Source organism: Kineosporia rhizophila (assembly GCF_021277265.1).
Classification (GTDB): domain Bacteria; phylum Actinomycetota; class Actinomycetes; order Actinomycetales; family Kineosporiaceae; genus Kineosporia; species Kineosporia rhizophila.
This window is the reverse complement of the sequence record NZ_JAJSOH010000028.1, coordinates 73,329-96,323: the sequence shown is the minus strand read 5'-3', so window position 1 is coordinate 96,323 and position 22,995 is coordinate 73,329. Positions and strand designations below refer to the sequence as shown.

21 protein-coding genes and 1 pseudogene are annotated in these 22,995 nt (G+C 71.4%); 12 read left to right on the top strand and 10 right to left on the bottom strand.

Features of this window, described 5'->3' with window-relative positions; translation table 11 throughout:
* Positions 1-172: 172 nt before the first annotated feature.
* The 3 genes and pseudogenes from LWF15_RS29190 to LWF15_RS38270 form a co-directional block, all read left to right on the top strand.
* Positions 173-1,309 (top strand): sensor histidine kinase, encoded by a 1,137-nt coding sequence (locus LWF15_RS29190; RefSeq protein WP_232814181.1) that lies wholly within the window; start codon positions 173-175, stop codon positions 1,307-1,309.
* 142 nt (positions 1,310-1,451) lie between these two features.
* Positions 1,452-2,201 carry a response regulator transcription factor gene (locus LWF15_RS29185; RefSeq protein ID WP_232814180.1) on the top strand — a complete coding sequence of 250 codons (750 nt, stop codon included), beginning with the start codon at positions 1,452-1,454 and terminating at the stop codon, positions 2,199-2,201.
* A 93-nt stretch (positions 2,202-2,294) separates the two neighbouring features.
* Positions 2,295-3,170: pseudogene (locus LWF15_RS38270) on the top strand (glycosyltransferase family 87 protein); the annotation flags it as partial.
* 74 nt (positions 3,171-3,244) lie between these two features.
* On the opposite strand, the gene LWF15_RS29175 reads toward LWF15_RS38270, so the two are convergent.
* Both LWF15_RS29175 and LWF15_RS29170 read right to left on the bottom strand, forming a co-directional pair.
* Positions 3,245-3,391 carry a hypothetical protein gene (locus LWF15_RS29175; RefSeq protein ID WP_232814178.1) on the bottom strand — a complete coding sequence of 49 codons (147 nt, stop codon included), beginning with the start codon at positions 3,389-3,391 and terminating at the stop codon, positions 3,245-3,247.
* Positions 3,392-3,713: 322 nt separating this feature from the next.
* Positions 3,714-4,640: a quinone oxidoreductase family protein gene (locus LWF15_RS29170; protein WP_232814177.1), complete on the bottom strand. Its 927-nt coding sequence runs from the start codon at positions 4,638-4,640 to the stop codon at positions 3,714-3,716.
* A gap of 332 nt (positions 4,641-4,972) precedes the next feature.
* Here LWF15_RS29170 and LWF15_RS29165 point away from each other — a divergent pair, with 332 nt between their 5' ends.
* Together LWF15_RS29165 and LWF15_RS29160 are read left to right on the top strand one after the other, a co-directional pair.
* Positions 4,973-7,084, top strand: coding sequence for a methyl-accepting chemotaxis protein (locus tag LWF15_RS29165; RefSeq protein ID WP_232814176.1), 2,112 nt, complete (start codon positions 4,973-4,975; stop codon positions 7,082-7,084).
* Positions 7,085-7,334: 250 nt separating this feature from the next.
* The gene (locus LWF15_RS29160; RefSeq protein ID WP_232814175.1) at positions 7,335-8,303 is read left to right on the top strand and encodes a serine hydrolase domain-containing protein; all 969 of its coding nucleotides are present in this window, start codon (positions 7,335-7,337) and stop codon (positions 8,301-8,303) included.
* A gap of 9 nt (positions 8,304-8,312) precedes the next feature.
* Here LWF15_RS29160 and LWF15_RS29155 read toward each other — a convergent pair whose 3' ends face one another.
* From LWF15_RS29155 to LWF15_RS29145, 3 genes are read right to left on the bottom strand one after another with little or no spacing between them, the layout of a single operon-like run.
* The gene (locus tag LWF15_RS29155; RefSeq protein WP_232814174.1) at positions 8,313-9,821 is read right to left on the bottom strand and encodes an MFS transporter; all 1,509 of its coding nucleotides are present in this window, start codon (positions 9,819-9,821) and stop codon (positions 8,313-8,315) included.
* Positions 9,822-9,869: 48 nt separating this feature from the next.
* A complete protein-coding gene (locus tag LWF15_RS29150; RefSeq protein ID WP_232814173.1) occupies positions 9,870-11,294 on the bottom strand; it encodes a DHA2 family efflux MFS transporter permease subunit in 1,425 nt (474 codons plus the stop codon).
* Positions 11,295-11,353: 59 nt separating this feature from the next.
* Positions 11,354-12,430 carry an enoyl-CoA hydratase/isomerase family protein gene (locus LWF15_RS29145; RefSeq protein WP_232814172.1) on the bottom strand — a complete coding sequence of 359 codons (1,077 nt, stop codon included), beginning with the start codon at positions 12,428-12,430 and terminating at the stop codon, positions 11,354-11,356.
* Positions 12,431-12,514: 84 nt separating this feature from the next.
* Between LWF15_RS29145 and LWF15_RS29140 the strand changes: the two genes are divergently transcribed.
* From LWF15_RS29140 to LWF15_RS29125, 4 genes are all read left to right on the top strand, one after another.
* Positions 12,515-13,477, top strand: coding sequence for an aldo/keto reductase (locus LWF15_RS29140; RefSeq protein ID WP_232814171.1), 963 nt, complete (start codon positions 12,515-12,517; stop codon positions 13,475-13,477).
* A gap of 53 nt (positions 13,478-13,530) precedes the next feature.
* Positions 13,531-14,352, top strand: a complete 822-nt coding sequence (locus LWF15_RS29135) for a hypothetical protein (RefSeq protein WP_232814170.1) — start codon at positions 13,531-13,533, stop codon at positions 14,350-14,352.
* 117 nt (positions 14,353-14,469) lie between these two features.
* Complete coding sequence (locus LWF15_RS29130) at positions 14,470-15,192, top strand: TNT domain-containing protein (protein ID WP_232814169.1); 723 nt, start codon at positions 14,470-14,472, stop codon at positions 15,190-15,192.
* A 52-nt stretch (positions 15,193-15,244) separates the two neighbouring features.
* A complete protein-coding gene (locus tag LWF15_RS29125; protein WP_352396580.1) occupies positions 15,245-15,700 on the top strand; it encodes a GNAT family N-acetyltransferase in 456 nt (151 codons plus the stop codon).
* A 62-nt stretch (positions 15,701-15,762) separates the two neighbouring features.
* On the opposite strand, the gene LWF15_RS29120 is transcribed toward LWF15_RS29125, so the two are convergent.
* From LWF15_RS29120 to LWF15_RS29110, 3 genes are all read right to left on the bottom strand, one after another.
* Positions 15,763-16,896, bottom strand: coding sequence for a DUF1996 domain-containing protein (locus LWF15_RS29120; RefSeq protein WP_232814167.1), 1,134 nt, complete (start codon positions 16,894-16,896; stop codon positions 15,763-15,765).
* Between the two features lie 168 nt (positions 16,897-17,064).
* Complete coding sequence (locus tag LWF15_RS29115; protein ID WP_232814166.1) at positions 17,065-17,694, bottom strand: response regulator; 630 nt, start codon at positions 17,692-17,694, stop codon at positions 17,065-17,067.
* On the bottom strand, positions 17,691-18,953 hold the full coding sequence (locus LWF15_RS29110; RefSeq protein ID WP_232814165.1) for a sensor histidine kinase: 1,263 nt from the start codon (positions 18,951-18,953) through the stop codon (positions 17,691-17,693). The genes LWF15_RS29115 and LWF15_RS29110 overlap by 4 nt, the downstream gene beginning before the upstream one ends.
* A gap of 717 nt (positions 18,954-19,670) precedes the next feature.
* Here LWF15_RS29110 and LWF15_RS29105 point away from each other — a divergent pair.
* On the top strand, positions 19,671-20,714 hold the full coding sequence (locus LWF15_RS29105; RefSeq protein ID WP_232814164.1) for a DUF1996 domain-containing protein: 1,044 nt from the start codon (positions 19,671-19,673) through the stop codon (positions 20,712-20,714).
* Here the strand turns inward: LWF15_RS29105 and LWF15_RS29100 are convergent, their stop codons facing one another.
* On the bottom strand, positions 20,715-21,425 hold the full coding sequence (locus LWF15_RS29100) for a maleylpyruvate isomerase family mycothiol-dependent enzyme (protein WP_232814163.1): 711 nt from the start codon (positions 21,423-21,425) through the stop codon (positions 20,715-20,717). It lies immediately after the preceding gene.
* Positions 21,422-21,928, bottom strand: a complete 507-nt coding sequence (locus LWF15_RS29095; RefSeq protein ID WP_232814162.1) for a MarR family winged helix-turn-helix transcriptional regulator — start codon at positions 21,926-21,928, stop codon at positions 21,422-21,424. Before LWF15_RS29095 ends, LWF15_RS29100 begins: the two co-directional genes overlap by 4 nt.
* Positions 21,929-22,214: 286 nt before the next feature.
* Between LWF15_RS29095 and LWF15_RS29090 the strand changes: the two genes are divergently transcribed.
* Both LWF15_RS29090 and LWF15_RS29085 read left to right on the top strand, forming a co-directional pair.
* Positions 22,215-22,502 (top strand): hypothetical protein, encoded by a 288-nt coding sequence (locus LWF15_RS29090; protein ID WP_232814161.1) that lies wholly within the window; start codon positions 22,215-22,217, stop codon positions 22,500-22,502.
* A 121-nt stretch (positions 22,503-22,623) separates the two neighbouring features.
* Positions 22,624-22,854 (top strand): DUF397 domain-containing protein, encoded by a 231-nt coding sequence (locus LWF15_RS29085; RefSeq protein ID WP_232814160.1) that lies wholly within the window; start codon positions 22,624-22,626, stop codon positions 22,852-22,854.
* The last annotated feature ends 141 nt before the right edge of the window (positions 22,855-22,995 follow it).

The window sequence follows — 22,995 nt, the reverse complement described above, 5'->3', positions numbered from 1 at the left end:
TGCTTACGGACGGCGACTTGCCCGAAATGCCCGTCGCACCTGTTGAGGCACGTGCGGGTGGGCCGGAGGTTGAGGCGTGGTCCAAACTTTCTTCTCCGGACGGGGGTTGTGGCCTGTGGGCGTACGCCTGCGGGCCGATGTGTGTGGGGGCGGTTCTGGCTACCTTGACCGGGTGGACACCTTGACGGCCCGGCCCGGGCGAGGGGCGACCAGCCGGCGCTGGGCGGGGCGCATCCTGCGGGGCGCCGGGCTCCTGGCCGTGTTCGTGGTGGTGGTGGGTTCGTTCGGGCCGAACGCGATGGTCACCACGGTGCTGCTGCTGGGGTCGGCGCTGTACCTGCAGTTCAGCCGGCCGGTGACCTGCTGGGCGGTCACGGTGGCCATGGCACCGCTGCTGGCCACCTGGTACTCCCACGACGAGGGGGTGACCCTCCTGTCCCTGGCCTCGATCAACGTGGCCGTCGCCGTCCTGGCCTGGCGCCGTACCTGGAGGGTCTCGCTGCCGGCGCTGCTGGTGTCGGCGGTGGTGCAGGGGTTGCTGTTCGCCTGGCAGATGAACGGCATCGACCTGGCCCAGGCCGCGCCGGTGGTCCTCCTGGTCCTGCTGGTCGTCTGGCTGGTGGCCAACTCGGCCGGCGATGCCCGGCGCCGCGCCGTCGCGGCCCGGCTGCGGGAGACCGAGCTCGCGATCGAGGCCGAGCGGCTGCGGATCGCCCGGGAGATGCACGACCTGATCGCGCACAGCCTCGGGGCGATCGCCTTCCAGGCGGGCATGGGCAGCCGGGTCATCGAGACCCAGCCCGCCGAGGCCCGCAACGCTCTCAGCGCCATCGAGGGCCTCAGCCGGCAGACCCTCGCCGAGCTGCGGCGTACGCTCGCGGCCCTGCGCCGGGCCGATCCGGAAGGTGCGCCGATGGCCCCCGCGCCCGGGTTGGGCGACCTCGGGCGGCTGGTCGGCACCGCGCGGGAGGCCGGGGTGGCCGTCGAGGTGGAGCGGCTGGGCGCGGTCCGCGACCTGCCGGGCGACCTGGAGCTGTCGGCGTTCCGGATCGTGCAGGAGTCGGTGACCAACGTGATCCGCCACGCCGCCACCCCACGGTGCCTGGTGCGTCTCGACTTCACGGCCGAGGAACTCGCGATCGAGGTGCTCGACGAGGGCCGTGGCAGCGCCGAGGCGGGCGGTGCCGGGTACGGCCTGGTCGGCATGCGCGAGAGGGCGGTGCTGCTGGGCGGGCAGTTCAGCGCGGCACCGCGGGCCGAGGGCGGCTTCCGGGTCTCCGCCCGCCTGCCCATCCCCGCGAGCGGCTGAACCGCCCCGCCTGCGGTGGGGTGAGTTCCCGGCCGGCTCGAACCTGCTCGACCGGCTGGACTGGCTGGACTGGTTTGTCGCGCGGGTGTGCTGCCGATGGTGGCTCTCGGTACGGGGGCTGCGGCGGTGCGAGGATGAGCCGGTGAGTGTGACCGTGGTGCTGGCGGACGATCAGCCGCTGATCCGGGCCGGGCTTCGCGTGCTGCTGGCCGAGACCGACGACCTGAAGCTGGTGGGCGAGGCCGGTGACGGTCTTCAGGCCGTCGAGCTGACCGAGAGCCTGCGGCCCGACGTGGTGGTGATGGATCTGCGCATGCCGCGGCTGGACGGCATCGGGGCGACCCGGCTGATCGCCGAGCGGCATCCCGCCACCCGGGTCCTGGTGCTGACCACGTTCGACGACGACGAGTACCTGTACGGGGCGCTGCAGGCCGGGGCCAGCGGATTCCTGGTGAAGGACGTGGCGCTGGACGACATGCTGGCCGCGATCCGGGTGGTCGCGGCGGGAGACGCGCTCATCGCGCCGAGCCTGACCAGGCGGCTGGTCGACGACCTCATCGGGCGTGGCCCGGCCCCGGCCGAGGGGGAACGACGGGCCGGTCGCGGGCGCTGGGCCGGTGCTGGCGCGGGCCGGAGGCCGGACCCCGACCCGGGTGACGGGCCGGTGCAGCCTGCGGCCGCGTCCCTGAGAGCCGTCACCGAGCGCGAGAAGGAGGTCCTGACCCTGGTCGGCAGCGGCCTGTCGAACGCCGAGATCGCGACCCGGCTGGTGATCAGCCCGGCCACCGCCAAGGCGCACGTGGCCCGCCTGCTGACCAAGCTCGATGCCCGCGACCGGGTGCAGCTGGTCATCCTCGCCTACGAGTTCGGGCTGGTGGCCCCCGGGCGCTGAGTGGCCCCAGGTCGTCAGGTGGCCCGCAGGCTTACTCCTGTGGGATGCCGGTGGGGATGCCGGTGACGCCTGCGGGATGCAGTCCGTGGGCCGATGTGCCGGTGGGGGCGCTCGGGCCAGCCTGTGGGCATGGCGAAAAGCAGGCTCTGGCAAGGAATCCTGGGCACACTCGACCGAGTCGGCCCGGGCCGGGTACTGGGTTTTCAGGTGCTCGCGGTGGTGGTCTTCAGCCTGCTGTGGAACCCGTTCGACTTCTTCATCTACCGGCTCGGCGGGCAGGCCGTCGGTTCCGGCAGTGAGCTGTACCTGCAGCGTCAGGCCGGGTTGTTCTTCACGTACACGCCCTTCGCGGCCGCGGCCTTCGGGCCTCTGTCGTGGCTTGCGCTGGTGCCGGCCCGGCTGCTGTGGGAGCTGGCCTCGGTCGCCGCCTTCGCGTGGGCCTGCCGCGAGATGCTGCTGCTGGCCCGGATCCGGTTGTCCCGCAGAGCGTTCGGCTGGTGTGTGGCGGGTGGTCTGCTGCTGGAGCCGGTCTGGCACACGCTGTTCCTCGGCCAGATCAATCTGTTCCTGCTCGCGCTGGTGCTTTTCGATGTGCGCCGGTTCGCCGAGGGCCGGGGGCGAGGGGTGGGCGTGGGCCTGGGGGTCGCGGTGGCGATCAAGCTGACGCCAGGGGTGTTCGTGGTTCTTCTGCTGCTGGCCGGCCGGGTGCGCGCGGCGTGCGTGGCGGGGCTGACCTTTCTAGTCTGCACTCTCGCAGGAGTTCTGGCTGATCCGGAGGCGTCGTGGCTGTACTGGCGGGAGGTGTTCTACGACTCCTCGCGGGTGGGTGTTCCCTATATCAGCAACCAGTCTCCGTTCGGGGCGGTGGTGCGGCTGGCCGGGGGCCGGGAGAACGTCGGTGACTGGTTCCTGCTGGTGCCCCTCCTGTTCCTGGCGGGTGGGCTGGCGCTCGCGATCCGTTATGCCCGCCGGGGTGACTGGGCCGCTGCCTTCGCCGCGGCGGGCCTGACCAGCTTGATGGTCTCGCCGGTCTCGTGGAGCCATCACTGGGTGTGGGCGCTGCCGGCCCTGGTCGTGCTGGTCAGGGACGGACGGGTGTGGGCGGCCCGCGGGGTGGGTGCGGTCCTGGTGCTGTCGCCGATGTGGTGGCTGCCACGTGACCTCGGGCCGATCCCGCTCGTGCCGGTCACGAACGCGTACCTGGTGATCGGCCTGGCAATGCTGGCCTGGCTGACGGTCCGGGCTCTTCCCGTCCGGGACCGCCCGGCCCCGGCTGGAGGCGTCCGAACCCCCGGCGGCCCAGGCTCGGCCCGGGCCGGCGCCGACCGCATCCACCCTCAGGCCACCGGGCTCAGTGCTGCCCCAGCCGGAACCGTCCCAGCGGCATCCGTTGCCGCCGGGGCGGCCTCGGCGGGATCCGTTGCAGCTGAAGCCGTCTCAGCAAGGGCGCTCCGAGCGGCCCGTTCCCTCTCGGGCCGGGCCTGCCCAACGGACCCTGGTCGCCGGGTCGGCCTAGACGGTCAGGGCGAGCTTGCCGGTACCGTGCCCGCCGATCAGCGCCTCGACGGCGGCCGGTGCCTCGTCCAGGGCGAAGGTGCGCCCGACCGGGACCTTGAGGTCACCGGCGGCGGCCAGTTCGAGCAGGGGCCGGCGGGCCCGGTTGCGGAAGTCCCGGCTTTCCGGGGTGGTGCCGCCCACGGCGAGGAAGCCGTCGCGGCGGGCCCGGGCGAAGTTGGCGATCGTGACGATCCGCCGCCGGTCCGGGACCAGGTCCAGCGACACGTCCGCGGCCTCGTCGGTCCCGGCGGTGTCCAGCGCCGCGACGTAGCGCTGGGGTGCGACCTCGCGCAGACGTTCGGCCAGCCCGTCGCCGTAGCGCACGGGGATCGCGCCGAACGAGCGCACCAGGTCGAAGTTGCGCTCGGAGGCCGTTCCCACCACTCGGGCGCCGAGCAGTCGGGCCTGCTGCAGCAGGCTGACGCCGACCGCGCCGGAGGCTCCGTGGACGACGATGGTGTCGCCTGAGATCACGCCGGTCACCTGCAGCATGTCCGCTGCCGTGACCCCGGTCAGCAGAAGGTTCGCCGCCTCGGGAAAGCTCATCCCGGCCGGCTTACGGAACACGTCGCCGGCCGGCACCGTGATGCGGCTGCTGTACCCGCCGCGCACCTGGTACGCCAGCACCTCGTCGCCGACCGCGAACCCCGCGCCTTCGCCGACGGCGTCCACCACTCCGGCCACCTCCAGGCCGATCACCTTGGGCAGCACCGCCGGATCCTTGCCCGCGCCTGCGGCGAAGCCCTTGACGTCCGCCGGGTTCATCCCGGCCGCCCGCACCGCGATCCGCACCTCGCCGGGTCCTGGGGCGGGCGCTTCGAACTGCTGCAGTTCCAGTACCTCAGGCCCACCGAAGGCAACAGCCACCCAGCGACGATCCACGACAACCCCTTGTTACTCGGAACTCGGACACTCCTGCGACTACGCACCTGATCCTGCCGGGCCGGGCGCCGGGCGGGCACGACGACACGGCCGTGACCGGTCGGGCGGCAGGGAGGCCGGCCGGGGCGGGCGTGGCCGGTTGCGGGCCGATGCCGGGCAACCCCACGTGTTCGGGGAACGCCGCAAATGTCCACCAAACCGGGCGTTCGGACGTCCATACGTAGCTGCCCGTAGCCGCGCTAGGGCCATTTGGGGGTTTATCCGCCCAGATTCTTGTTTCAGTCCCGTGGGAGTGCGGTCGATGGAGTGGCGTGAGAAGACTGTCGCGGACCGTGTCCTTGCGGACCACCCTGCTGCTCCTGGGCGTCGGGAGCATCGTTCTGACCTCTGTCGTGCTGGGGGGTGTGGCGGCCTGGCAGAGCCGTGTCTTCAGCGACAAGGCCGACGAGACGATCGCCGGGCAGCGGGACAACGAGCTCGACAGCCTGGCGTCCCAGGTCTACCAGCTGGTGTCGAACGCCGGGGCGGCCACGCAGGAGAGCGTGAATCGGGCCAACACGGTGCTGCTGGCCGACCTCGCCGAGAAGGGCGGTCTGCAGCTCGGCGGCCCCTCGGTCACCTGGAACGCGGTGAACCAGGTGACGCAGAAGGCCCGGAGCGTGAGCCTGCCCCGGGTCAGTGTGGACGGCACCTGGCTGGGCCAGAACCGCAACGTGAAGCGGGCCACCCCGACCGTGGACTCGATGGCCGCCAAGGTCGGTGGCGCCGTCACGATCTTCCAGCGGATGAACGCCGACGGCGACCTGCTGCGGGTGGCCACGAACGTCCCGAACGCCGACGGTCAGCGGGCCATCGGCACCTACATCCCCTCGGTCGGTGCCGACGGCGCCCCGAACGCGGTGGTGGCCGCGATCAAGGCGGGCAAGCCCTACCGGGGTGTGGCCCAGGTGGTGGGCACCTGGTACGTCACGGCCTACGACCCGCTCAAGAACGCCGACGGCGACGTGGTCGGCGCCGTCTTCTTCGGGGTCCCGCAGGCCGACGCGATCAAGGAACTCACCGAGAGCATCGCCGCGACCAAGATCGGTCAGCACGGTGGTATCTCGATCTACAGCAACGGTGCCGCCGACCGTGGCCGGATCATCGCCTCGGGGCTGCCGGCCCCGGCGGGCGACCAGCCGCTGGAGGCGGTGGACGCCGACGGCAAGCCGTACGTGCAGCAGATCGTCGATGCCGCCGCCGACCTGGGCGAGGGCGAGTCGTGGTCGGGTGATTTCCGCCTACCGGGTACCGACAACGTTCCGGCGGCCGACAGCACGATGCGGGTCATGTACTACGCCCCGTACACCTGGGCCATCGCCGTGCAGACCTACAACCCCGACTACGCCGCGGCCGCGCAGGCTCTGAGCGACGGCCGTACGAGCATGCTGACCATCTTCGTCATCGCCGCGGTGCTGCTGGCGGTGGTCGGTGGCGGTCTGGCCTGGTACTGGGCCCGGCGCACGGCCAACCGGCTCTCGACGCTCACCGGGGCCCTGGACAAGGTGGCCCATCGTGACCTGAACGTGCAGGTCACGGAGGGCACGGACGAGATCGGCCAGATGAGTGCGGCGCTGAACACGGCGGTGGGGGAGATCCGCTCGCTGCTGGCCGACATGGCCACCACCGCCACCGGTGTGGCCCGGGCGGCCGGTCAGGTCTCGAGCGTGGGTGACGAGGTGTCGGGGGCGGCGGACGCGGTGGCGGCGCGCACCGGGCACGTGTCGTCCGAGGCCGACGAGATGTCCCGCACCATGCTGACGATGGAGGCCGGGGCGACCGAGATGTCCGCGGCGATCGGTGAGATCGCCCGCAACGCCACCCAGGCGGCGTCCGTGGCCCAGGAGACCGTGCAGCGCACCGAGCAGGCCCGTACGGTGATCGACCGGCTGGGTAACTCCAGCGCGCAGATCGTCGACGTGATCGAGGTGATCAACGCGATCGCCGGGCAGACGAACCTGCTGGCACTGAACGCCACGATCGAGGCGGCGCGGGCCGGTGAGGTGGGCAAGGGCTTCGCGGTGGTGGCCAACGAGGTCAAGGAGCTGGCCCGGCAGACCGCCGAGGCCACGGTTGACGTCACCTCACGGGTGAACGCGATCAAGGCGGACACGGACGATGCGGTGGCGGCGATCACGGCCATCGGTGAGGCGATCGAGCGGGTCAGCGGCTACCAGGACGCCATCGCCGGCGCGGTGGAGGAGCAGAGCGCGGTGACCGCGGAGATGAGCCGCAGCGTGCAGATCGTGACCTCGGGCGGGTCGCAGATCACGGTGGGCATCAACGAGGTCAAGGACACGGTGGCCAGCACGCTGCAGGCGGTGGGCAGTTCACGCGACGCGGCCCGCACGCTTGACGAGAACGCCAAGGAGCTGACCCGTCTGGTGGACCGCTTCGCACGCTGAGCGCACTTTCGCCGACGGTGGTCGCGGGCGTCCCGCGACCACCGTCTCGGAAGATAGCGATAACAGGCCGTCGCATCGAATGAAAGAACAAGCAGCAGCAATGGACGAGCCGGGCCACCTGAGCGACACGACAGGCCTGCGCAGGTCACACCAGTAGAGGTGCAGCGCCCCACGACGCCCATGGAAGGGCCCTGAAGGAAGCCTCGGGCAAGGCCCAGCGGGATCGTTCGGAGAGCTAACGTCGCGGGGTATGGAGAGCACCTGGTCGGATTCGATCGCGCCATGGTCGGGAACGCTCCTCGTGGCCGGCCCGGGCGGGATCGTGCACGAGGAGTCCAGCGGCTTCGCCGACGGCCCGGACAGCAGCCCCTGTGGTCCCCATCTGCGGTTCCAGGCCTCGTCCGTCAGTAAGCAGGTTCTTTCCGTGGTCGCCCTGGCCCTGCAGCAACGTGGCCGTCTGCAGTTGGGCCGGCCGATCAGAGCATGGCTGCCCGAGCTGCCACCGGCCTTCGACCAGGTCACCCTGCACCACCTGCTGACCCATACCTCGGGTACCGGGCACTGGGCCGACCTGCGCGCACCGTACGCCGAAGGTCGACGGCCGGAAAGCCCTCCGGCGGCCGAAACTTTGCAGGCCCTGATCGCCGAGACGGGTTTACTCACCCCACCGGGAAGGAGCTGGCGGTACAGCGGTCCGGGGTTCTTCCTGGCCGCCCGGGTTCTGGAGGCGGTGACCGGACACGCCTACCGAGATTTGGTCGCTGATCTCGTCTTCGGCCCCGCCGGGATGACCTCGTCCACCTCTGGCCACGGGGTGCCAGCCGATGCGGCCGTAGGCCACCGTGCGGGTCTGCGGATCGACGTGGACCCGGGGTGGACGCAGATTCCCGGTACCGGCGATCTGTGGACGACCGCTGCAGATCTGCTGAACTACAGCCGCGCACTGCGCGGGGGCCGGTTGCTCGCTGCAGACGCCCAGGCTCTGCTCTGGAAGCCTCAGGTCGCACTGTCTGAGCAGAACGGGGCCGCCGCCTACGGTTACGGCACCTTCGTCGGGCAGGTCCGGGGGCATGCAGCGTGGTTCGTTCCCGGTGACAATCCCGGCTACCAGTCGCTGCTGGCCCACCTGCCCGACAGCCGCCTTGATCTGGTGGTGCTGTGCAACGACGAGCAGCCTGGTGTCGACGCCGTCCTCGAACGTCCTCCTGTCCTGGAGTAGGCCGCGGAATCAGGCCTCGGCCCGGGCCATCGGGTCGGGCTCCTCGACGCTGGTTCCCTTCCGCAGCAGGGCGAAGGCGATCGCGGCTCCGGCGATCCCGACCAGCCCGGCCACCAGGAAGGCGCCGTGCAGGCCGCTGGCGAAGGCTTCGTGGATCGCCTGCTCGACCTGGGCCTGCTGTCCGGACGGCACGGCCTGGATGACGGTGTGGGTCTGTCCCCCGGACACCGCCGAGGCGACCTGGGAGGCGGCGGGCACGTCGTTGTCGGCCAGGGTGTCGGCGGCCAGGGAGGTGAAGACCGAGCCGAGGATGGCCACGCCGAAGGCGGTGCCGAGCTGGCGGGAGGTGTTGAGCACGCCGGAGGCCATGCCGCTGCGCTGCAGGGGTACGGCCGACAGCGCTGCGGAAGTCAGGGGTGGGGCGGCGAGGCCGACGCCCAGGCCCACCACCAGCAGGCCGGGCAGCAGGGCGGTCCAGGAGCTGCCGGGCTGTACGAGCAGCATGAGCAGGCTGCCGCAGCCGATCAGGAAGAGTCCGGCGCCGATCGGCCGGGCCACCGGGACGTGGTGCAGGCGGCTGCTGAGGCCGCCGGAGACGGCGAACGACACCAGGGACAGGGGCAGCAGGGCCAGGCCGGCGGTCAGGGGGCTGAGGTCGACGACGGACTGCAGCCAGATCGAGATCAGGACGCTGGAGCCGAACGCGGCGCACGAGAGGACGGCGGCGGCCAGGACGGCTCCGGCGAAGACGGGCCGGGCGAGCAGGCCCAGGTCGATCAGGGGGTTCTCGCTGCGGCGCTGCAGCACCACGAACAGGGCCAGGGCCAGGAGGCCGCCGAGCGCGGTGAGGACGGGGACGCGGGCGGTCCACCCCTGCTCGCCGGCCTCGATGATGGCGTAGGTGACCAGGGCGGCCGCGGCGGTGAAGGTGAGCATGCCGGGTACGTCGAGCCGGACCCGGCGGCGGGCGGTCTCGGTGAAGACCATGAGGGTCAGGACCACGGCGAGGACCGAGACCGGCAGGTTGACCCAGAACGCCCAGCGCCAGGAGAGCAGGTCGGTCAGGATGCCGCCGATGACCAGCCCGGCTCCGGCTCCGGCGCCGCTGACCGCGCCCCACAGGCCGAAGGCGGTGGCGCGGTCGCGGCCTTCGTAGGAGACGTTGATCAGGGCGACGGTGGTGGCGAACATGGCGGCGCCGCCGATGCCCTGGACGGCGCGGCCGGCGATCAGGGTGTCGACGTCCTGGGCCAGGCCGCAGGCCACCGAGGCGGCGGCGAAGATGGTCAGGCCGGCGACGTAGACGCGTCGCCGGCCGATCGCGTCGGCCAGTCCGCCGGCGCCGAGCAGCAGCGCGGCGAGGCTGAGTGCGTAGCTGTCGATCACCCACTGGACGTGGCTGAAGTCGGCCTGCAGGTCGCTGGTGATGTCGGGCAGGGCGACGTTGACGATGGTGATGTCGATGAGCAGCATGAAGGTGCCCATGCAGACCGCCAGCAGCGGTGTCCACTTACGCATCCGGGCAGCATCGACCCTTCTGCGGTGCGCCGCACGCCACGGTGTCCCTCAGGCGGGTGCGCGTGTGTCGGCCGAGGCGGGCGTGGCCGCGGGTTGCCGGGTGGCCGCGCGGGCGTCGGCGTCCTTGATGGTCTGGGCGATGGCCAGGGCGATCAGGGCGCAGCCGGCGGCCACGGCGAAGGCGACCCGGTAGGCGTCCACGTTCGGGGCTCCGGTGGCCGTGGTGGTTCCGACGGTGATCATGCTGGTGGTCAGGAACGCGACGCCGGCGGCGCCGCCGATCTGGCGCAGGGTGTTGAAGAGGGTGGAGGCCTGGCCGGTCTGGGCCGGGGAGATGGTGGCGAAGGCGACGGCCTGGCTGGTGACGAACACGTGGGCCATCGACAGGCCGAGCGTGACCATGTAGAGGCGCGCCGGCCAGAGGCTGGTGCCGGTGCCGAGGGTGGCCAGCAGGGCGCAGCTGAGGGTGACGCCGATCAGGCCGAGGCTCACGGTGAGGCGGGGGCCGAGGCGGGGGAAGACCAGGCGGCTGGCCATCTGGGCGCCGATCATCACGCCGACGGCCTCGGGGAACACGGACAGGCCGGCCTGGAGGGGGTCCATGCCCCGCCCGTCCTGGAAGTACAGCGAGATCGCGTAGAGCGTGCCCAGGAAGGCCATCGACGCGGCCACGCTGACCAGGCTGGCCGAGCGCAGCAGCCGGTTGCCGAGCAGGCGGACGGCGACCATCGGCTCGCGGGTGCGGCTCTCGGTGATCACCGCGGCGCTCAGGACGGTCAGGCCGCCGATCAGGGTGGCCAGGATCTCCGGGGAGGCCCAGCCGCGTTTGGGGCCTTCGGACAGGCCGAACATGAACGTGGCCAGGCCCACCCCGCACAGCAGGAAGCCGGGCAGGTCGAAGCGCCCGGCCTGCTCGCGCGGGGGCTCCTGGAGGAAGAGCAGGCCGAACCCGAGGGCGGCGATGCCGATCGGGATGTTGACCCAGAACACCCAGTGCCAGGAGTAGTGGGTGACCAGCAGCCCGCCGAGGACCGGTCCCAGGGCGGGGGCCAGGGCGGTGGGGATGGTCAGGATCGAGGAGGCCCGGACCCGTTCGTGCGGGGGGAAGGCGCGGAACAGCAGGGTCATGCCGACCGGGGCGAGCATGCCGCCGCCCACGCCCTGCAGGATCCGGAAGGCCACCAGCTGGCTGAGGTTCGTGGCCAGTCCGCACAGCGCCGAGGCGATGGTGAACAGGGCGATGGCGGTGAGCAGGACGCGGCGGGCGCCGAAGCGGTCGCCGAGCCAGCCGGAGGCCGGGATGAAGACGGCGAGGCTGACCATGTAGGAGATGGCGACGCTGTCGATGGCGGTCGAGGTGGTGCCGAAGTCCCGGGCCATGCCCGGCAGGGCGACGTTGACGATGGTGGCGTCGAGGATGTTGATGAACATCGCCGAGGTGAAGACGACGCTTACTGCGATCTTCTGGTTCAAGGGGGTCCGTTCCACAAGTGGTTGTTCAAGGAAACTGAACCCGCATTGTCACCCGGACGTCAGGAGAAGGTCAGGTCCCCGCCGGGGGCCGGGGTGAAGGCGTGCGTCACCACGGCCGGGTCCACGTCCTGCACCTGGGCCGGGTTCCAGCGGGGGTTGCGGTCCTTGTCCACCACCTGGGCGCGGATGCCCTCGCGGACGTCGTCGCGGTCCAGGCTGTGCGACATCACCTGGTAGTCCTGCGTCAGGGTCTCGCGCAGGTCCTGGTGCCCGGCGGCGCGGCGGATCGCGGCCAGGGTGATCTGCAGAGCGGTGGGCGAGCGGGTGAGCAGGACCTGCGCCGCGGCCCGGGCCTGGGGGTGCGGGTCGTTGTGCAGGCGCTCGATGATGGCGGCCACGTCGTCACCGCCGTAGCAGCGGTTGATCCATTCGGCGTCGGCGGCCAGCGCGGCGGGCTCGGGCGTGTCGGCCTGGGTGTCCAGGATGTCCTGGGCGGCCTTCCAGGAGGTGGCGGCGGCGAGTTCGGCGAAGACCTCGAAGGGCGTTTGGACGTCGGCCAGCCCCAGGTGGATCGCGTCGCCGGGTCCTACGGGCAGTCCGGTCAGGGCCAGGTGGGTGCCCAGCTCGCCTCGGTCGCCGGCCGGGTCGCGCGAGAGCAGCCACAGTCCACCGACGTCCGGGACCAGCCCGATGAGGGTCTCGGGCATCGCCATCCGGGTGTCGTGGGTGACCACCCGGGGTGTGCTGTGGCAGCCCAGGCCCACCCCGCCGCCGAACGTGACGCCGTGCATGAGGGTCATCACCGGTTTCGGGTACCGGGCCAGCTGCTCGTTCATCCGGTACTCGTCCCACCACAGGGCGCGGGCGCCGACGCCGCCGTCGGACAGGGCCGAGATGGACACGGCCTTGATGTCGCCGCCGGCGCAGAATCCGCGGGGGCCCTCGGCGTCGATGATCACGCAGTCGATCGACTCGTCGGCGGCCCAGGCGCTCAGGGCGGCGGCGATCGTGCGGATCATCTCGTGGGTGAGCGCGTTGATCGCCTGGGGGCGGGTGAGCGTGATGCGCCCGGCGCTGCCCTGGCGGGTCACGCGGACGTGCTCGGTGGTCTGCGGCGTCGTCGTCGTTTCAGACATCACCCCCGGAACCTATCGGCACCAACTGTGGAGAACGGCGGACGGACGCCGGGCGGACGCCGGACGTGCGGGAGGATCGGCTCCATGACGCGTGTGCCGAGCCGCATCGGGATCGGGCTGGCCGCAGCCGGCCGTCCGGCCTACATCACTCCTTCCCGGGCCACTGATCTGGGTGGCGGACGCGACGTGGAGCAGTTGCGCTCGCTGACGCACGACCTGCTCGAGGCCGCGTACGCAGGCGGGGTGCGTTACGTCGACGTGGCCCGTTCCTACGGGCGGGCCGAGGAGTTCCTGGCCGGGTGGTTGCGGTCATGTCCAGAAATTGAGGACGTGGTGGTCGGCTCCAAATGGGGCTACCGGTATGTGGGTGGCTGGGAGATGGAGGCCGACACCCACGAGGTCAAGGACCACTCCCTGTCCGCGTTCTCCGAGCAGTACCAGCTCAGCCGCGAACTCCTGGGTGATCGTCTGTCGATCTATCACATCCACTCCCTGACCCCCGACTCCCCGGCCCTGGGAGACCGGGCGCTGCTGCGGGCTCTGTCAACGCTGCGTGCCAGTGGCTGCCGGGTGGGGTTCTCCACCTCCGGCCCCCGGCAGGGGGAGGTGATCCGGCGGGCGCTGGAACTGGAGGTGGACGGGCGGACGCTGTTCACGTCGGTGCAGGCCACCTGGAACGTGCTGGAACCCTCGGCGGGTCCGGCGCTGGCCGAGGCGGCGGGCAACGGGGTCACCGTGATCGTGAAGGAGGCCCTGGCCAACGGCCGGCTCAGCCCGGCCGAGACCGACCTCGCCCCGGCCGCGATGGCCGCCCGGGCGCTGGCCGGTACGCACGGGGTGAGCGTCGACCAGGTGGCGATAGCTGCGGTTCTGGCGCAGCCGTGGGCCTGGCGGGTCCTGTCCGGAGCCGTGACGAAGCAGCAGTTGACGGCCAATCTGGCGGCGGGCGCGCTGCAGCTGAATCCGCTCGAGGTCGGCCGGCTCACTGCGCTGGCGCAGTCTCCGGAGGAGTATTGGGCCCAGCGATCGGATCGTGCCTGGCGGTGACCATAAGGGATCCGTCCTAGCCTGAAGTGGATCCAATCTGTCAGAGTGGATGGATGGACGAGCGGGAGAGGCCGATGGGGGACATGTCCGCTGTGCCGTCGGGCTCACCCACGTGGGACGCCGGCGGCGGGGTCGCGCTCGCCAAGACGGGCCGGACGGGGCTGACAGGCCTGAATGGGCTGACCGGGCTGGCTGTCGGGGCGGCCGGGCTGACGCGTTCCCGGGCCGACCGGGCTGCACGCTGGCTGACCATGCCCGTGTCCTCGGCGATGGGCTGTACGAACCGTCAGGAAGCTGCGAGCGCGAGTGCTGGGTTACCGGCGTCCACGGTGGAAGGAACGGCGGCGGCGAAGCACGCCAGTGTTAGTGCTGGAGCCAGCGCCGGGGCATCAGCGTCAGAACGTGCACGCCACCCGTACCCGAGTGCGCCGGGTGCCTGTTCCAAACCGGTGGCAAACCTGATCGCGGGGCTCTGTGCGGCGGGAGGTCTGGCGCATCTGGCCACACTCACTCCCGGCGCCACCGGCGCGCTCGGTGTGCACGGGTGGGTCTTCGCCGCCATGGCGGTGGCCTGCCTGCTGTGCGCGGTGCACCTGCTGTGGGCGCGTTCGTGCCATGCCCTGGGCATGACGGTGGCGATGGCCGCGCTCATGCTGGTCGTGCACACCGGATATCTGCTGGCTGTCGCGCCCGGCTTCGCTCTCGCTGAGACGGGTCATGCCCACCGGTCCGCCGGATCGATCGTCCACCTCGCTCCGGCGCAGCACGCGTCGCACGCTCTGACGTCGCCGGGTACAGCAGCGCCGATGCTGGCCGAGCTGGCGGTGCTTGTGGTGGCGGTTCCCGTGTTGCGCCGCTTGCGTCTGACCCGCTGACGCGACGCCACCCCCACCGGGCGGCGCCTGCGGGGTACCCGGAGGTTCGGCGGCTATGGTCGCCGCGACATCGGGGGAGGCCGGAGCGAGTCCGGCCTGGTTTCGGGGGGAGCCGAAATGCAATACAAGCATGCCGTTTTCAGGCGTCTACGAGGTGCCTCGCTCGGTCTGGGGGCGCTCGCTCTGGCTCTGGGGTCGGTCCTCACACCGGCCGGTGCCGCGCAGGCGGCCCACCTGTCAGCTCCGTCAGCACTGTCGGCCCAGCAGCCGGCTCAGCTGTCCCGGCAGGTGACGAGCACCTGCTCGGCGGACTTCAGTGAGGGGGACCGCCGGCTGGGTCCGGCCACCTTGCCCAACTCGGGCACCGTCGGCTGGGAGCTGAAGGGCTACAAGCGCACCGGAGGGCTGACCTCGGCCGAGTTCCTGGCCCAGTACTACGACGCCTCGGCCAACAGCTGGATCTACCCACCGCAGAACGGCTACCAGGTGCGGGCCGACGGTTCGCCGATCATCTGGCGTAAGACGCTCGCGGTGGGGCGGGAGCTGGATCGCTTCGGTAGTGAGTACGGGGGCTTCCTGAGCCCGGCCGGGACTCCGTACGCCGAGCGCGCCATCCCGCCCTCGAACCTGGCCGGTACCCCGGCGGAGGGCTGCAACTACCGCCGCTACCGGGTGCTGAAGGCGTTCGAGGTCTCCGCGGGCCCGATCGCTGCCTGGTTCGAGCAGCGTGGTGACGGGTGGCAGTACCAGCTGACGGGGGCGTACGTGGCGGGGGCGCCGGCGACGCTGAACGTTCTGTGGCTGGTGGACAACGGCTACCTCGAGCGGGTCCCCCTCTGACCACTGTCCGAGGGGTGCCACCGCTTCTGCCACGATGATCCCCGTGGCAGAAGTGGTGATCTCCCTGGACGACGTCTCCGATCCGCAGGTCGTGGCCCTGCTGGAGGGGCATGTGGCGCAGATGCGGGAGGTGTCTCCGCCGGAGAGCGTGCACGCACTGGACGTGGAGGCGCTGCGCGCGGCGGAGATCACGTTCTGGGCGGCGCGCGACGGTGACGAGGTGGTCGGGTGTGTGGCGCTCAAGCGCCTCGACGAGGACCACGTGGAGCTGAAGTCGATGCGCACGCTGCCGTCGCGGCTGCGTCAGGGCATCGCCGGTCAGCTGCTGCGGCATGCCGTGAACGAGGCCCGGCAGGCCGGGTACAAGCAGGTCAGCCTGGAGACCGGCAGCGAGGACTTCTTCGAGCCGGCCCGCACCCTGTACGCCCGCTACGGGTTCCTGCCGACCGGTCCGTTCGCCGGCTACACCGACGACCCGAACAGCTCGTACTTCACCCTGCGCCTGTGAACCCCGCCGCCCGGTAGCGGCGACGGGGTTCACCGGCGGCGTGGTTCAGCAGTGGCGGGCGTTCAGCTCGCCAGTTCGTACTTCTCGTTCAGGGCGGCCCCACGCCCGGGCTTGTACTGGTCGAAGCCGCGCGGGTCGCACTGCAGGCCGCCGTTGATGCAGTGGCTGACCAGGGCCTTGAGGGTGGGCTGGTCCCAGCCGTTGAAGAAGTCGTAGTGCCAGCTGTGGTCGGTGCCGCTGGAGAGGCGGACCTTCGTCATGTCCCCGGAGACGTTGAAGGCCATCTTGAACTCGATCATCGGCACCGCCACCGGGTGCCCGGCCGGGCAGACGCGGCGGTTCTTCTCCACCACGGGGTAGGCCATGTGGCTCTGGTGGTCGGCGGAGTCCAGGTGCACGCCGTCCCAGCAGCTGGGGGCCTGCATGCGGATGTTGAGGTAGGAGCCGGGGGTGCAGTGCTCGGGGATCTGCCAGTTGTTGGCGCTGTTGCCGCATTCCCAGCCCTCGACGGTGCCGGGGTGCTCGCGGAACTGCTGCTCGGTCTGGGTGGGGCTGCCGACGACGTAGCGCAGTCCCTGGGGGAAGGCCCGTACGGTGCGGAAGTCGGAGACCCCGGACTTGTAGTAGATGGTCTGCTTGTACTGGGTGGTGACGAGCTTGTCGCCGTTGTAGAGCGAGGGGTGCCAGTACCCGGACCTGTCGCCGGGGGTGATGCAGCTGGTCTTCGCCGCGCCGGTCAGTGAGCCGGTGGTGCTCTTGGCGTCGGTGCCGGAGGCGCCCATGAAGGTGTGCATGTGCGCGGCGCCGCTCATCCCGGGGTAGACGATCGGGTCGTCCGGGGCGTGGTGGCTCATGTAGCAGTTGGCCTGGAACTCGCGGTGGGTCACCTGGTCGGGGCCGGGGTTGAAGCTGTGCTCGGGAGCGATGCCCTGGACGGCGGGGGACACCTGGTCGGACTCGCCCGGGTCCAGGTTGGGTCCGTAGGCAGGCTGCTCGGCCATGCCGGCCATGGCGTGCCCACCGGCCGTAGCCGTCGTGGCAGCCGCGGCCGTTGAGGCCGGAGCGGCTGCCCGGGTGCCGTGGTGGCCGGTGCCCGGCTGGGCGCTGAACGCGGGAACCCCGGAGGAGACGGCGATCAGGACTGCCGCGACGGTGGCGCCGACGGCGCCACCGGCCACTGTGTAGCGTCTTTTCACTGTTCAGGGTTCCCTTCGGGACGTCCGTCAGGCGCGGACGGTTGAGCCGGACGTGCCGAAGTCTGGCTGTGCAGCGACTGTGCGCTCGCCGGTCAGGGGGCCCAGATCACGGACGTCCGGGGCCTATTTCCATGGGTCCCCCCGGCTCACGGGGGTCCGCAGTCGGGTTCAGGCCCGGCCCTGCCACCGCGCGACGGCCTGGGTGCGGTGACCCACACCGAGCTTGGCGTACACGTGGTTCAGATGGTTCTTCACGGTCTTCTCGGACAGCACCAGCTGGGCGGCGATCTGGCCGTTGGTCAGCCCCTGCACCAGCAGATCCATCAGCTCGCGCTCGCGGCGGGTGAGGTCGAAGCGGATCCGGGCGGCGGACTCGCGTTCGGCGCGCTCGCGTAGCTGGCGTACGGCCACAGCAGCGGCCACGGGGGCCAGCCAGCCTTCCCCGGCATGCACGGCGCGTACGGCCTGCAGGACGTCCTCACGGGAGAGCCCGTTGTGGGACAGGAAGCCGCTGGCCCCCTGCGCCAGGGCGGAGCTGATGACCTCGGAGCTGTCGTCGGAGGTCAGGAGGATCACGCGGGTGAGGTCGGCCAGGCGGGCAAGCACCTCGAGACCGTCGGCGACCGGCATGCGGTGATCGAGGAGGGTGACGTCGGGACGGTGGCGAGCGACGGTGTCCAGGGCGGCCAGCCCGTCGGCGGCCTCGGCGACGACGTCCAGCCCGCCCAGTTCGAGCATGGCCCGCAGCCCGGCGCGCACCATCGGGTTGTCGTCGACAACCGCGACCCTGATCGTCATGGGCGGACCCTCTCAGACGCCGGCCCGCCGCCGGCGGCCGGTGTCCACAGCACCACCTGGGTGCCGCCCACGGCGCCGAGATCGGCGCCGGAGAAGACCTTGAGGCGTCCGCCGATCTGCTGGGCCCGCTCGGCCATCCCGACCAGGCCGTAGTGCCCGGCGGCGGAGAGGGCGGTCAGGTCGGCCGGGACGGTGAAGCCGCGGCCGTTGTCCCCGATGGTCACGCGCAGGGTGCGGGGTTCGAGGGCGAGCTCGACCCAGGCCTGGGTGGCACCGGAGTGGCGGGCGACGTTGCCCAGGGCCTCGCGCACGATCCGCAGGACCTCGTGGCGCACCGGCAGATCCACCTCGGCGCTACCCACCTGCCCCGGCCGGGCCAGGCCGCCACCTCTGCCACCTCTGCCACGTCCGGTCCGGTCGCCCAGATCAGCGAGTTCGGCCAGGTCGGCCAGATCGGTGTGCACGGGCAGTCCGGTGCGGGCCGAGAAGTCGCGGCAGGCCCGTTCGAGGGCCTCGGCCAGGGTTGCGTCCAGGTCGTCGGCGCGCAGCATGCCCAGCAGTTCGCGGGCTTCGTCGGCCGCGGTGCTGGCGCCCTCGGCGACGGTGCGGGCCAGTTCGGCGGCGAGCTGGGGCCGCTGGTGCACGGCGTCGGGCAGGGAGCCGGCCGCGAAGGACAGTCCACGCAGGGTCTTCTCGACCGAGTCGTGCAGTTCGCGGGCCATCCGGGTGCGTTCGGCGGCGACGGCCGAGCGCTCGGTGGCGTCCAGGGCGGAGCGGGCGAGGTTGACGTGCCGGACGACGGCCGCGCGGGCGGTCGCGGCGGCCAGGCCGATGAGCACGTAGAGGGTGGGCACGCCGGTGAGGTAGACGGCCAGGGTGGCCGGCACGGGGGCGCCGTCGTTGCCCAGGCGGACGATCCAGGCCACCACGGCGTAGGCGGCCACGGTCTGCGCGACCCAGACCGGCCAGGCGCGCAGGCCCGCGACCACGCCGAAGACGGCGGCCGAGCCGCAGGAGAAGGAGAAGAACACCGGTCCGCCCTGCATGAGCGCCACGATCGCGGCCCCGGCGGCCAGCTCGAGCACGACGAAGAACGGCCAATGGACGACGGCGGCGGGCCGCCGCACGAGGACGGCCAGTTCCGCGGTGGTCACCACGGCGGCGACGAGCGTGCCCAGCAGGAGCCGGCGGGGGTGGGGATCGATCAGGACAGCCGCCACGACCAGCATCAGGGTGGCGCCCAGCCGCAGCAGGAGCACGAACTGGCACAGCCCGGCGATACTCTCGGTCGCGCTGCTGACCCAGTGCTGGGGCTCGACCAGGTCACGGGCCCTTCCAGACCTCCTGCCGGATCGGGTGCCAGATCTGGCACGAGCTCTGAAGCCGGATCCAGGTCCGGATCCAGGTCCGGATCCAGGTCCGGGTTCGGGGCCAGGTCCGGGCCGAGGTTCGGATGCAGGTCCGGGGGCGGGTGCGGGTGCGGGGCCAGGTTCGGATCCAGGTTCGGATCCGGGTTCGGATCCAGGGGCGGGCCCAGGTTCGGGTTCGGGGCCGGGCCCGGATGTGGTGCCAGGTCTGTTGGCCCTGGGCCGACGTCGGCCCCCGGTACGCGTCTGCGGTCCGGCGGGCTGGGCGGGCTGGGCGGGCTGACCTGCCCCGGGCTGTGAGGCCGGGGGTGGTGCGGAGGCTGGGCCGGGGGCCGACCTCGGTGTCGGCCGGGTCACCGGTGCAGCATAGGCAGCCGACAGGGGGGCAGGAGACGTCGGCCGGGCGAGCTCAGGTCCGGGCGGCTCCGGGCGGCGCCGCACCTGGCAGGGACAGGGGCAGGGCAGAGTTCGCGGGCAGAGTTCATGAGCAAGGTTGACGTGGGGCAGGGTGCGCGAGAGGCGCCGGGCAGGCGTGGATCAGGTTGGGCAGACGTTTTGTGGCGTGAGACAGGAGCGCGGTTGATGCGGTTGCCCGGCGGTGTGCCCGGCGTGAGGGACTGGACGTGGCGCCAGGTCGTCCTCGGGGTGGTGCTCCTGGTGCTGTTCGTGGCAGTGGCCGCGTTGGTGCCGGTGCTGATCCAGCCCGACGATTCCGGCCCTGAGGCGGGCTCTACGCCGGGAACCTCGAGCGGAATCCCTGCCCCCAGCGGCGTGGGCGTGCCCACTGCGTCGCCACCGACGTCCACTGTTTCGCCTGTTTCGCCGACCCCTGCGCCGGAGAAAAGCACCTCGGACTTCCAGGTGCGGCCCGCAGTGAAGGCGCGGCCGGTGGGGGACCCGCCGCGCGCGGTCTACCAGGAGTTCCCCAGCGCCTGCGCGCTCGTACGCGCCAGCAGCAAGGCGCCGGTGGCCGGGCTTTCCTCTCCGGGGGCGGGAGAAGGCGGGTACGACGTGTTCGGCAGCACGCGAGCGAAGCCGGCCGAGCCCGGTCGGGTTCCCTCGGGTGCCACCTCGTGCCTGAACCCGGGGGACCGGTCCACGTACTGGGTGCCGCAGGTGCTGCAGGGGGGCCGCGCGCTGGAGCCGGAGTCGTTCCAGGTGCTCTACAAGGCGGCAGTCAGCGACTACACCAGCGTTCAGCCGTTCCCTGCGGGGCTGCGCGTTCTGGCCGGCGGGCAGGCAGCTGCCCCTTCCGCGGCAGACGGCAGCGCCGTGTCCTGGTCGTGCACGGGGTACGACGAGCCGCGCCTGCCCGTCGCGTCGACCTGCCAGGAGGGGGACCGGCTGATCGGGCGGATCGCGGCGCCGGGATGCTGGGACGGACGGCACCTGGACGTTCCCGGGCACCGCTCGCACCTGGCCTGGGCCGCCTCGGGGCGCTGCCCGGGCAGTCATCCGGTGGCCGTGCCCACGCTGCTGGTACGGGTGGCGTACCCGATCGACGTGACGCAGGAGGTTCGGCTGTCAGGGCTGCGGGGGCAGGACTTCGGGTTCGGTGTGGTCACCGGGTGGCAGCCGAAGGTGCTGCGCGACCTGGTGGGCGACTGCATCAACGCCGGTGAGCACTGCGGGGAGACCGGCAGCCCGAACTAGCTACTTCTCCTGCAGGCGCCGGCGCAGCGTCTGCGCCCCCGGCCCGGTCAGGTCGTCCAGCGCCGCCAATCGTCCGGTGACGGCCAGGGCGAGGGCCTCCGCGGGCCCCTCGACGACCTCCCGGCCGGATTCCTGGCCGGACTTCTGGGTGGATTTCTGGCCGTCGGGACGCCAGGTGTGGTCCAGGTCGGTGGCGTGCAGCGTCAGGCCGTCCAGGGAGCGCACGCCCAGCAGCGCGGGGGCGGGGTTCGGTGAGGCGAGGTAGTCCAGCACCAGCCGCCATTGGTGGGCACCGACGTCCGTAGGTTCGTTGGTGGTTGTGATGACGTCCAGGCCCAGGGGGCGGGCCAGGTCGCGCAGGTGGATGCAGGTGTCCACGTAGGGGCCCATCGGGCCGACGCGGGGCGGGTCGAGTCGGTCGTCTGCGTGCCTGCGCAGTTCCCGCACGAGTTCCGCCCGGGGGCGCCGGGCGATGCGGCGGGTGATGTGGTCGATGGTCCGGTCGGTGTCGCCGCGATAGCGCAGGGCGACCAGGAACACGTGGGCGAAACCGGTGATGCTGGGCTGCAGGAGGTGAGCGGCCATCTCCTGGGCGCTCCACCCGGCGCACAGGGTCTGGGTGTGCCACTGCTGCTCGTCCAGGGACCCCAGCAGGTCGGCCAGCTTGCGGCGGTTGGCGGCCGTCAGCGCGTAGATCTCCTCGACGTTCACGGATTCTCCTGGGGTAGGGCCTCGCGCAGTTGCTGGGCGTGGGCACGTACGTCGCGGTTGAGGGCCTGCAGCACGCGCAGGGCCGTCTGCAGGTCCTCGGCGCTGCAGTCGAGGGCCGTGTGCCCCTCCAGGCGCTCGCGCTCGGCCGTCATCAGCCGGGCGAACACGTCCCGCCCCTGCCCGGTGACGGCGATCAGGACGGAGCGGCGGTGACCGGGATTGGTCTGGCTCACCACCAGGTGCAGAGCGGCGAGATCGTTGACGTGCCGCTGCACGCCCTGACGGGCCAGGTCCAGACGCTCGGCGATAGCCGGCACGGTGAGCGGCCCCTGCTGCTGCAGGATCTGCAGGACCGCGCGCATCCCGACCGTGACGCCCTCGGGCCGCCACAGCGCCTCGAGCGCCCGCGCGGAGTTCAGCACGAGCGGCCTCACCTCGCCCAGCACCGCTTCCAGGAGACGACCCCGCGGGCCCGCCACCGACGTCCTCAGATCGCTCTGCATGACAACAATGTTGTCATCCTTGCGCTCGCGAGGCCAGTGAGAGGCCAGTGCCGTTTCGTGATCGTTTTACCCAGTAGTCACTAAGAGCAACAGGGGCACCTGCCCCTGCAACGGATACCAGAACTGTGGGCACAGGCCGCGCCACCTGTAGTGACGACACATCGGCTTAATGGCTGAACTGGGATTTTCCCCGAGCGGCGGGCTATCTTTCTCGCGAGCCGAGAGGTTTTCGGCCGGGTGTCACCAGCGCCTCGCGCGCAAAAGATTCACTACGAGGAGTAACGGGATGGATATCGACATCGTCACCACCACCGGGGAGCGGTCGATCGTCACGCTCACCCGCAGCGGTGACGGAGCGAACGTCGATGTCTGGTACTGCGACGTGCAGCACGCCCACATCCCGATCGACGAACTCCGGGGCTGGCTGGCCCGCCGCGGCCCGATCCGGGAACCGGGCCGCTGGGGGCGGGTGGAGTTCACCATCCAGGAGGGACGCACACTCCTCACGGTCCGGCCGGAGGTCGTCGACCAGCCGCTCGTGCTGACCGAACTGTCCCGCCTGACCAGCGTCTGACCAGCGTCTGAGTACCACCCGACCAGCCCCTGAACCGCACCGCCGGGCCTGCCCATCCGTAGACAGAACGGTCCGGGCGGCCACCAGAACCACTGTTGAACCGAGTGATTGGAGAGCGGTCATGTCCGCAACCGAAGTCAGCCTGCACAGTTCCGACGAGAACCTGGAATGGCGCAAGTCGTCGTTCAGCGCCGTCAACGGCAACTGCGTGGAGGTCGCCTTCCGCAGCGGCGGCGACGTCGCCGTGCGCGACAGCAAGGCCAAGGGCCTGGGCCCCGTGCTCAGCTTCGGCAACGACGAGTGGGCGGCCTTCCTCGACGGCATCGCCGCCGGCGAGATGCACGGCGTCTGAAGCGGATCCGGATCGCATCGACGAATCCGGCGCACCACCAGGACCGGCCCACGGCCGGGCAGCACAGGTGACGAGTACAGGTCTGCACGCAGGTAACCGGGTCCACCGACGAACCGGCAACCTGCGGTGGAGGAGAGACGG

Excerpts from the sequence above, each read along its gene's own strand:
- LWF15_RS29140 (WP_232814171.1), top strand. The coding sequence starts at position 12,515 with ATGACGCGTGTGCCGAGCCGCATCGGGATCGGGCTGGCCGCAGCCGGC.
- LWF15_RS29135 (WP_232814170.1), top strand. The coding sequence starts at position 13,531 with ATGGACGAGCGGGAGAGGCCGATGGGGGACATGTCCGCTGTGCCGTCG.
- LWF15_RS29115 (WP_232814166.1), bottom strand. The coding sequence starts at position 17,694 with ATGACGATCAGGGTCGCGGTTGTCGACGACAACCCGATGGTGCGCGCC.
- LWF15_RS29130 (WP_232814169.1), top strand. The coding sequence starts at position 14,470 with ATGCAATACAAGCATGCCGTTTTCAGGCGTCTACGAGGTGCCTCGCTC.
- LWF15_RS29090 (WP_232814161.1), top strand. The coding sequence starts at position 22,215 with ATGGATATCGACATCGTCACCACCACCGGGGAGCGGTCGATCGTCACG.
- LWF15_RS29155 (WP_232814174.1), bottom strand. The coding sequence starts at position 9,821 with ATGCGTAAGTGGACACCGCTGCTGGCGGTCTGCATGGGCACCTTCATG.
- LWF15_RS29095 (WP_232814162.1), bottom strand. The coding sequence starts at position 21,928 with ATGCAGAGCGATCTGAGGACGTCGGTGGCGGGCCCGCGGGGTCGTCTC.
- LWF15_RS29145 (WP_232814172.1), bottom strand. The coding sequence starts at position 12,430 with ATGTCTGAAACGACGACGACGCCGCAGACCACCGAGCACGTCCGCGTG.
- LWF15_RS29085 (WP_232814160.1), top strand. The coding sequence starts at position 22,624 with ATGTCCGCAACCGAAGTCAGCCTGCACAGTTCCGACGAGAACCTGGAA.
- LWF15_RS29160 (WP_232814175.1), top strand. The coding sequence starts at position 7,335 with ATGGAGAGCACCTGGTCGGATTCGATCGCGCCATGGTCGGGAACGCTC.